General features: G+C 33.7%; 9 protein-coding genes. 3 read left to right on the plus strand and 6 right to left on the minus strand.

Annotation, left to right across the window (positions count from 1 at the left end; translation table 11 throughout):
* Window positions 1-15: 15 nt before the first annotated feature.
* On the plus strand, window positions 16-1,653 hold the full coding sequence (locus tag D0T56_RS05795; RefSeq protein WP_163319191.1) for a S41 family peptidase: 1,638 nt from the start codon (window positions 16-18) through the stop codon (window positions 1,651-1,653).
* A 16-nt stretch (window positions 1,654-1,669) separates the two neighbouring features.
* Complete coding sequence (locus D0T56_RS05800; protein WP_163319192.1) at window positions 1,670-2,233, plus strand: 5-formyltetrahydrofolate cyclo-ligase; 564 nt, start codon at window positions 1,670-1,672, stop codon at window positions 2,231-2,233.
* A gap of 59 nt (window positions 2,234-2,292) precedes the next feature.
* On the opposite strand, the gene D0T56_RS05805 is transcribed toward D0T56_RS05800, so the two are convergent.
* Window positions 2,293-3,477 (minus strand): retropepsin-like aspartic protease, encoded by a 1,185-nt coding sequence (locus tag D0T56_RS05805; RefSeq protein ID WP_163319193.1) that lies wholly within the window; start codon window positions 3,475-3,477, stop codon window positions 2,293-2,295.
* A 197-nt stretch (window positions 3,478-3,674) separates the two neighbouring features.
* Here D0T56_RS05805 and D0T56_RS05810 point away from each other — a divergent pair, with 197 nt between their 5' ends.
* A complete protein-coding gene (locus D0T56_RS05810) occupies window positions 3,675-5,570 on the plus strand; it encodes a recombinase family protein (protein ID WP_163319194.1) in 1,896 nt (631 codons plus the stop codon).
* A 69-nt stretch (window positions 5,571-5,639) separates the two neighbouring features.
* Here D0T56_RS05810 and D0T56_RS05815 read toward each other — a convergent pair whose 3' ends face one another.
* The 5 genes from D0T56_RS05815 to D0T56_RS05835 form a co-directional block, all read right to left on the minus strand.
* The gene (locus tag D0T56_RS05815) at window positions 5,640-5,909 is read right to left on the minus strand and encodes a hypothetical protein (RefSeq protein ID WP_163319195.1); all 270 of its coding nucleotides are present in this window, start codon (window positions 5,907-5,909) and stop codon (window positions 5,640-5,642) included.
* Between the two features lie 143 nt (window positions 5,910-6,052).
* Entirely contained in the window at window positions 6,053-6,622 is a 570-nt protein-coding gene (locus D0T56_RS05820; protein WP_163319196.1) for a hypothetical protein, read from the minus strand.
* A gap of 62 nt (window positions 6,623-6,684) precedes the next feature.
* Entirely contained in the window at window positions 6,685-7,743 is a 1,059-nt protein-coding gene (locus D0T56_RS05825; RefSeq protein WP_163319197.1) for a leucine-rich repeat domain-containing protein, read from the minus strand.
* Between the two features lie 405 nt (window positions 7,744-8,148).
* A complete protein-coding gene (locus D0T56_RS05830; protein ID WP_163319198.1) occupies window positions 8,149-8,934 on the minus strand; it encodes a DUF4145 domain-containing protein in 786 nt (261 codons plus the stop codon).
* A gap of 525 nt (window positions 8,935-9,459) precedes the next feature.
* A complete protein-coding gene (locus tag D0T56_RS05835) occupies window positions 9,460-10,311 on the minus strand; it encodes a DNA adenine methylase (RefSeq protein ID WP_163319199.1) in 852 nt (283 codons plus the stop codon).
* Window positions 10,312-10,590 lie beyond the last annotated feature (279 nt).

The raw sequence follows: 10,590 nt of genomic DNA on the forward strand, positions 1-10,590 counted from the left end.
TTTAGACAAATATAGATGGATTTTCAAAAAAAAATATCGATTTGGTTGCCCCTCATAATAGGAGCATGTATAGCTATCGGCATCCTTATCGGGAGCACCTTTTCTATCTTCAATTCGAGGAAAAGTTTATTCAACAGAGGCGATAAGCTGGAGGCTGTGCTTGAATATATTAATGAATCTTATGTTGACACGGTTAACATACAAGAACTGGTTGAATCATCAATACCTCAGATTATTGCTGGTTTGGATCCCCATTCCAGCTACATTTCGGCAAAAGAGATGGAGCTTACGGGCGACGACTTATCGGGTCATTTCAGCGGAATAGGTGTTCAGTTTTTCATTCTGAATGACACGATAACAATAGTGAGCGTTATAGATGAAGGGCCATCAAAAACCGCCGGGATTGAAGCCGGAGACAGGATTGTCTATGCCAACGACAGCTTGCTTGCCGGTGTAGGCATCACAAATGAACGTGTTTTCGAACAACTCAGAGGAAAAAAAGGAACAACTGTAAATTTAGGTATCAAAAGATATAATGAAAATGAGATAAGATACTTTACCATTGAACGGGACGATGTTCCGGACAATAGTATTGAAGTTGTATTTACACCTATAAATGGTGTGGGATATATCAAGTTAAGTAAATTTTCGAGTACTACGAAACGAGAATTTTTGTCTGCCATATCGCAGTTGAAAAGTCAGAACATAAAGAGTTTTGTTATAGACCTGCGTCAAAATTCGGGTGGATTGTTACAACCTGCTATCGATTTGGCCAACGAATTTTTACAAAAGGGTCAATTGATTGTATACACTGAAGGAAGAGCCTATAAACGAACCAATTACTCGGCTCTGGGTACGGGAACTTGTCAGGACGATCAACTGATTCTCCTGATAGACGAAGGAAGTGCTTCTGCCAGTGAAGTCTTTGCCGGAGCAATACAAGACCACGACCGAGGTTTGATCATTGGGCGTCGCTCATTTGGTAAGGGATTGGTACAAAATCCATTTCCATTTCAAGACAATTCTGTATTACGCCTCACCATTGCCCGTTACTACACGCCTTCTGGCAGATGTATTCAAAAACCATACGAAAAAGGACATAGCGAAGATTATAGTCAAGACTTGATGAACAGATACTTAAGAGGAGAATTTGACTCTCAGGATAGTATAAAATTAGACTATTCTTCAATTTTTTATACCGATGCCGGCAGAAAAATATACGGACATGGCGGTATCATGCCCGATGTGTTTGTTCCTCGCGATACGGTTGGGATAAATTCGTATTATACAAAATTGATGAACGGAAACGCCGTATATGAATTTGCTTTAGAATATACAGATCAGAACAGAAAACAACTGAAGTCTTTCAAGTCGTGGAAAGATATGCTAGCCCACTTAAACAGGCAGCCGTTGGTTCAGGATTTGGTTTCTTTTGCCGAAACTAACAAGAAAATCCGTCGACAACCACTGTTGGTGAACGAAACTCAAGATTTATTGCAAAGAATCATAACATCATATATTATTCGAAATTTCTTCGGAAACGATGGTTATTATCCTGTAATTCTGAGGAATGACATTGTCTTGAAAAAAGCCTTGGATCTGGCAAGTTCAAACAAAGCAATCCCCGAAGAGGTCAAAAAATATAACTTTTAGAAAGGAAAAATACAACTTGAAACTCACGAAAGAAAACATACGCAAAGAGATATCCGTAATAAAAAAGAAACTGACATCGGACGAACTGAAATTTCAGTCCGATGAAGTTATTTCTGTGCTGGAAGCTACCGATACATTCTGCAAAGCCAGAAATATAATCATTTACAACAGCTTGCCCGACGAGGTGCATACTGATTCTATTCTGAAAAGATATGCGGGTGACAAACGCTTTTTCTTGCCTGTGGTTGTAGACAACACAACATTAGCAATCAGGGAATATGCGCCGGATATGAGTTTCAGCACATCCAACCTCGGCATAAAAGAACCGCAAGGCGAAAATTTCACTGACTGGAAAAAGATAGATTTGATCATCGTTCCCGGGGTAGCATTCGACCGCCAACTAAACCGTCTGGGAAGGGGCAAAGGGTATTATGACCGCTTTCTGAAACAGGTAAAAGCACCTAAAATAGGGATATGCTTCGAGTTTCAGTTGTTGGATAAGATTCCGATAGATGAACACGATATACCTATGGATATGGTGGTTACGGAAAACGAAATTATCTGCGACGGTATCTATTAAGTTAGAGGCTAGTAAATAAGAAAAACTCGTATCTTATTTACTGGCTAGAAGCCTTTAAATCATGGAGTATTACTTACTTTTTTTAATTCTTCTTGGGTTTCCTCGTGTCCAAATGCAGTTGCCTTTTTTAAGTAAGTTTGATAATTCTTGTTATCCTTTTTAGACTTATAATATGTAGCGATAAAATAAAGGGCATTACCAATTGTTTTATCTTTTACATTTTTCTTTTCCAAATCTTTCAATGTAAAATTACTTCCATATCTTCCCGCAATATAAGATTTATATGACAATGTCATAACTTCTATTGCTTTATCATAATCATTCTTGAGAAAATGGCAGAAGGATAAATGAAAATACAACAGATTAAGCTCTTTTGGAACTTTCAAAGCAAGGTCGCCATATTGATTCAAAGCATTCTCACCTATAAAAATCGCTTTATCGTAATCTTCTTTCTTAATATAGAGAAACATCTCTTTTACTACAATCAAAGTTCTGGTATCAATCCATTTTTCGACGCCATGTTCTTTAACGTAGGAAGCCTTAGTTTTATCATGTTCTTGTTTAGCCAAAGTATAGCAAAGTAGAGCCCTATCATATTCTTCATAGTCAAAAAATATCTCTCCTATATAAAAAAGATCCACACTGTCAAATACAGATACATCCAAATTTAGAGCTATAAAAAACGCTATTAAAGCAGAGTCATTATCTTCATCATCTTTATATTTTTTTGCTTTTCTAAGCCATTCACGGGCTTCTGCAGATTTATCCTTTGTTTCGGTAGGCTTCTTTTTTTGACTTGTACTTTTATCTTTTTCAGTTGTAGATGTAGCCTTGCCTGACTTGGGGGTAGTCTCTTTTTTAGACTTAGTATTTTTTCTTTTAGTTGTAATAATTAACTCGTCACCATCCAATTTTATTGTTCCTAATTGTTTAATAGCAGATTGTCCTAATAATAAAGGAGCTTTCAAACTATGTACAACAGAGGCTTCCACATTTGTCAAAACTTTATTTCCTATCTTTATTTTCCGTAGAATAATATTAGTGTTATCAACAATACTACCATCTGCAATTTGGGATTTAGAGGAACCTACGAAATCATCCGCATCGATATAACCGTTTTTTATCATGAACATAACCTCAGTCAATGAAATTGAAACATTACTGGCTCCGGTATCAAAAATAAAACGCAGCTTAAGTCCGTTTACTTCACAAGGAATCGTATAAATTCCACCCTCTTTTTGCATCTTTATGCGGGTTTGCGAATTTAAAATAAGTGGAAATAACAATAGTAGCAGGAAATAAATAATCTTAATGCTTCTCATTTTCTATATTAAAAATTTTAAATCACCCCTTTTGTGGAAGGAAAAACTATTTTGTAATTTAAAATTGCTTTCATATTTTTGTATAAGAAATCTGCACAAAAATACGATAAAATAATGACATGAAAGCAGCCTTATTACTTAGAGTTTCCACCGAAGTACAGGATTTAGAAAGCCAAATAAAAGACTTGCGCCCTGTAGCAGAAAGTATGGGGTACGAAGTTCCCGAAGAATACATTTTCGGAGAACATATCACAGGAAAAGACGATATTCGAAAAGGAGAGCGACAATCTATTACCAAGCTAAAGAAAGCATGTAAGACAGGGGATATTTCGGTAATATTTATTCACGAAGTATCACGATTAAGTAGGAGTAGTATTGATGGACGTTCCTTTGTGCGTGATTTCAACGAAATGAAGATACCTATTTATTTCAAAGATAGAGGTCTTTGGACTTTAAACAGGGACACATTAGAAGAAGACAGTACGACAAAAATGATAGTAGGTCTTTTCTTTGACTTTGCAGAGCAAGAATTGAAAACATTGAAAAGCAGAACTAACAGAGGACGCAGAAATGCAGCTAGTAAAGGACTGGCAACAGGTGGTTATTTAAATTACGGGTACAAAAAAGATGTAGAGAGTGGAAAAGTCATTATAGATGAAACAGAAGCCATATTTGTGAAAGAAATGTTTTCAAAATATGCCACAGGAGAATATAGTTTGGGAAATCTGACAAGACATGCAAATACATTGGAGTATCCAACCAGATATGCTAAGAATAGCAAAAAAGGAACATTCATTACAGCTAGCGGCTATACCAAATCAACACAAAATCTGAAATGGAACAAGGGGGTACTCAGCAGTATGCTCAACAATAAAATATACATCGGGGAACACCATTTTCAGGATGTGACCAAAAATGTTCCTGCCATTATTGATAAAGAATTATTTGATAGAGTTCAAACAAAATTGGCTTCTAACCCTAAATTTGTTGAGAAATCGAGGAATTATATACATTTACTGCAAAAGAAAGTTGTTTGCGGACATTGTGGTAATTTGTTAACTGGACATATTGGTTCTGACAATGTAAATGGATATTACTTATGTTCAAGTTATTTTGGTTCAATGACGAAATGCGGAAATACCACCCTTAATTATGAAAAATTCGAGACTATTGTTTGGCATTTTATCAAGCATCATTCCGATATATTTATGGAACTGAATGAAAAAGAAAAAGAGGACAAAATAGCTAAACTCGAAGAAAAGAAAAAGGAAAATCTAGTAGCAATAACATTGAAAGAAAGGCTTGTTCAACAAGAACAACAGAAAGTTAAAAGTCTGCTTGAATTGGTAAAATCAAGTGGCGGTGCATTCAGTATGTCGGACATTGTAAATGACAAAAATGAAATTGACAATACTGTGGCTAATTATGAGCAACAAATAATCAAACTCAATTCCGAAATAAAGTTAATAAACAATAGGATTAACCAAATTCGAGATGTTCAATTTTCGAAAGAAACGATTGCTAATATAGAAGCCGACAGAACACAAATGAAGAAGGTTATTAACGAAGTGATAGACCATATTACAGTGTACAAAGTCAATAACAGCGCAGTAGTTATGCAAGTTGAAATGTACAATGATTCGACAATATATAATATCCTGTTAAATCAAAGAAGTAAGCGCATATTCAAGTATTGGTACATCGAAGAACACGTTGCTGCATTTTTAATGGGTAAGCATAGGGCATCAACACTGAAAGAGTGCGATAATTTTTATTTTTACAATCCCGAAGCACTTACTCACGATGGTTTTCCATATTGGGGATATTATCTTTTCGAAGAAATGTGCGCAATTTTAGAACACGCTGGCTTATATGTTGAATATATGCCTGCTAAGCCATTTATCAATCCAAAAAGTAAAAAACCCGATATTATACCTACTGACGAAACAGAATTCAGAGAATATATGACGAATAAATTTGGTACAGAGTTTAATTCAGAGGATATGTATATGTAAAATAGTTTCGGCTTAATCTGACAGTTAGTAATAAAAACGAGTAGCTATTGCTAGCCACTCGTAGTAGTTTTAGTCGCCGCTTCCGTTCTGAAAGGCAGCAATCTCTTCAGGCGTGTATCGGGAGAGAAATTGACGGATTTCATCTTCCCTAGCTTTGAGTTCTTCCTGTTTCAGAGAAGCAAGAACTTCCTCTAAGTTTTTCATCCACACTTCGTAGTTCTTTATAAGTGTCTCGCACTTATTAGTGTAATACTTGGCATTGCCGTCCAATGAGAACCAATTACCATACAACTCAATCTGAGCCTTGCGACTTCCGTCGCCTAAATTAATTAAAGACATAAATTTTAATTTAATGTAAAACAGATTTGTTCAATAAACGATTAAATCTCTTTTATATCTGTTTAATTAATAGGCTAAAACCGTCACAAAGATAAATACTAGTTATGTAACTAACAAACTAGTAACAGGTATTTTTTCAAATACTAATTAGTTTGATTAAAGAATGCTATTTCTTTTTCAAAATCTCCTTTGATATGAGAGAGGAATAAACTATATACTTCTTCATCTGTTTTTAGTTTCTCAATATATGATTGAAAGAACTGCCTTAACTCTATCTCTAACTGTCTAGGATTGACGATTAAACAGCCTCGTTCTGTACTAAAGGATTTAGACGAGCCTGTATAACAAAGTTGTCCTGAATTTTTAATGTTATTTTCGTGTAATAATCCATTTCTAAATTCGTCATAAGCTCTCTCTGACAATACTGTTTCTAGAGAGAAATTATTCTGTAACAATTTAGTCACTCTATATTTTACTGGATTCTTTTCTTTAGGACTTATCCTTACCGAATATTTTGCTAATGCGTCAATCATTGAAAATTCGATAATTGCAGAGGCATAAGCGTTATTTTGGTCATTCAATAGCTTGATAGCTTTTAGAAAATATTCCGTCATTCTTTCTTCAAATGCACTGATAAGAGAGTTTTTGTTTGTTAAATCTAAATCTTTCAAAAGGACACTTGGCGAAAAATGAATATTGTCGTTGATGTTCATATCTGTATGTTTTTTTATTATACAACGGCAAATATAGGTGATTATTTGCCGTTTATCATTATTTATTTAACAATTACTTTCTGACTTTCATTATCTACTCTTACAATATAGACACCTCTATTCAAACCTATCTCTGTATATCCGTTAATATCGGATTGATATACTATTTGTCCAGACAGACTATAAATTGATATAGATGTTTGTTCTTTTACATCAATAGAAATACCGTTTAAAATTGGTTGAATAGAAATATTGTCTTTGCTGATAGAGTATATTGAACTTTCTTCTTCTTCAATGATATTATCAAATCCCCAAGCCCACCAATAGGCAGAATAAGACTCTTTAGGTACATATAATTTACATGACGTTTTGTCTATCCACTCAAAACTATTAGATTGGATAGTTGGAGGAGTCGGATTTTTAGAGTGTATTTTCTTTAATCCGGTACAACCACTAAAAGCATATGATGAGATAGAAGTAATATTAAAGGGAATAGTAATACTTGTTAATCCTGTACAACCTTGGAAAGTGCCAAATCCAATAAAAGTAACATCACTTGGAATAGTAATGTCTATCAATCCTATGCAATCTTGGAAAGCCCATCCCCCAATAGTAGTAATACTATTAGGAATAGTAATGCTTGTTAAACTACTACAACCAGAAAAAGCAGAACTATATATTGAAGTAACACCATCAGGAACAACAATGCTTGTTAATCCTTTACAGCCATAAAAAGCACCATCCTCAATACGAATAATATTATCAGGAATAGTAACACTTTTCAATTTTGACAATAAACGAAACATACTCTCCCCCAAAATATTATTTGAAGTATAATAGTAATAAGTTTCACCTGAAACAGTAGAATAACGAGTAGTATAATATCCCCCTCCTTCAACAATATTTGCTCCTTTAATATTAAGAATAGATAAATTAGTCATTCCCCTAATAGTCTTAATATCATCTCCGTTTAGATTGCCTGTTAATGTTAAATCAGTGATGTCATTAGTTCTTGCTCCTAACTGTGATTTTAAAGACCCTGCTTCAACATGTAATGTAATTGGAGGAACATCCTGCGCATGTAAATTGAATTGCAGCAATAAGACTATTATTACTACCATTGATTTGAAAAGATACTTTTTTAGCATAATCTATTTGTATTATTTGTGTCTTTTTGTTCCCTCTAAAGACTGTTATAAAAATAAAGAAAGCGCAGGAACATTAAGTCTTATCTGTCTTAGAGGCATCGCCAAACGCCAGTTGCACAAATAGAAACAATGTCCTGCGCTCTTATTTATATATAAAAATTATATACAAACAGAACGCAAGTGCTTGTTATCTACTAATCTTGTGCAACGTTGAAAATTGGCGATTTCCTAAGACAAGAATAATATCTTAAACACTTTCGTAAATTAAATAAGTTTACTAGCTATCAACGTTTTGATTTGCTAGATTCAAAGCAAAGGTAATAAATAACCATAGATTTTTTATGTTTTAATAATCTTACTATTAGAGACTAGTCATATTTATTTAAGTTTCCTGCTTCTTTTTAATTCTTCTTGAAGAGCTTTCATTTTTACTGGCTTAACAAAAATTTCATGAATAATTGATAAAAACAAATCGTGTAATCCATATGCATCATTCTTTGTAAATTCATGGAGGGTTATATCTTCATCTGGATGTGCTCCTTGATTACCTATATCTTTTATTATTTTTGCGTTTTCATGAAAGACTTCGGATAAATCAATTTTCAGAGTGTTTTCATTTGATTTTAACCATTCTAATTGTTTATATAATGAATTTCCTTTTGCTCCGAGAATGTCTTTTACCAATATTTGTATTGCTCGTCTAAATAATATTGCAGAAGCTAGAAATTTGGAATTTGCCAAACAATAATCCGCCTCGCTCGCTGTTCCCTTTAAAGAAATATATTCACTAGGAATGTCTTCATTTATATAATTTTCGTTAGAAACAGGAATTCTATAAAGCATATATAATCTATGAATATAATTATATGTTCTGGAATTACCATTCACATTTGCAATTTGCTCTACGAACTGAACTGTTTGTAAAAAGCTTTTCTTCCTACAATTTGGGCATTCTATATAAATGTTAATGAAACGGGGCAGATTTGTATCAGTATAATATGGAGTTTCATAACTTTTAGAATATACTTTCAGAAAAACATCTCTTTTACAACAATCACATATTCCTGGTAATTCCTGCGAAATAGAATCAGTATCTAATTCATAAATGCATTCATAGTTTTCTTTAATATATTGTTCAAATTCCTCTAAATTAATTAAATTCATAGTTTTGCTTTGCTTATTTGTTCCTTATCTGATAACAGACAAACTTAATTATAAATAATTTCACAAATATATGAATTTAGTTAAAAAAATTACTAGAATACCTCTCATATAATCTTTTAACCGCTGTAATATCAAAATTACAACCTCGCCTTGTCCTAAATCCGTTTTGATTCAATTGTAAGACAATTTCACTCCATTTAGAGCCACTATTTCGCATTGTGGTTATAAGCGTACCTGCTTTCTTGTTTGCATCGTTTGAAAGTGCATTTTTCTTCCTAGTATTTTCCAAAAATTCAAATGTAATTTTTCTAAATTCCAAAAGTAAACAGGGTATTTGACATTTGGTTTTTGAATTTGACATTTGGAATTATAGACGCCTTGTAGCGTCTTTTTTTATTATAGTAAAGTTATATTTTTGCTGTAAATTAAGTATGATGTTTACTTTCTATGGCAATATAGAGAGGGTGTATTTTGTTGCTTTTTGCGAAGTATATATATATAAATAGCCCTAAATAGGGCTATTTTTCATTTCACAAACTTATACAACATCATATCAGTGTAGCCAGGAGTTTTATTGAGTGTCACATTCTGAGTATTTAAGACAGAATTATTGAATGGGTTGGAAAACCCTTTGTTTTTCTCAAACCACTCGCACAACTCAATCAATGAACTCTTGTTCGATGTGAAGAAAAAATAATTCGCCCCGACCAGAACTTTAAGTACATCAAGATAATCTCGAAGTTTCCAATATTTATCCGAGCCATAAGTTTTGGTATCAGTGGAAAGATATGGCGGATCAACTATAAAAATAACTCCCTCCATATCTTTATATTGATTATATAATTCTCTGTAATCACAATGTACTATCTCTAAGCCAGCCAAATACTCATCCGGATTAAAATCATAATCGCAAGATTTTACATTGTTGTAAAAGTTTTCTTTTCGCAACTCATCAATATTCACAACATATTTTGCAGAAAACATAAGAGAGGACGACAATGTGATATAATCCACATATCCGGATTTATCAGCGAGTTCTATCCGTTTCAATATCTCAGACCTTTTGTTATGCTCTATCTTCGTTCCTTTCGGATAACCCTCCAGAATTTTGCGAATATCGCTTAATAGCTTGTTAGTTTGGTCGATGTTGCGAAGTCGTTCCGAGTAATTGTCAAAATCATTGTAAACGACTTTCGCATCCGGGAATATAGACTTAGCCAAATGGGACAGCAAACCACTTCCCCCGAATAAATCAACAATAACTTTAACTTCTTGTTTTGATTTGAGATCATTCATCGCAACAACAAATGAACTTGCAAATCTCCTTTTTTGTCCCTGAAATGGCAGGGGCGATGTTTTAAAAACTTTCTTTTTCATAACCTAAAACAATCTTTTTTTAATTGGTATTTAAATGCTATTTAATTATTACTTTTGCAATCTCACCACATATCAATAAAATGCGACACAGCGTAACAAAAAGGCATATTAAGCCCTCAGTTATGCGTGTCCTCGCATCTATTATTTTATGGTAGGTTAGTATGAGGTAGGATTCTACTAACGACTGGGGGCTTTTTTTACCCCTTTACAAAAACCTCCTTACAGGCGTTTTGGGCGTTTCTTCCTTGAAATTCTTGAATAACCCAATTTTAGAATCAT

Origin of the sequence: Dysgonomonas sp. 520, from assembly GCF_010501095.1 — a bacterium.
Taxonomy (GTDB): Bacteria; Bacteroidota; Bacteroidia; order Bacteroidales; family Dysgonomonadaceae; genus QVMP01.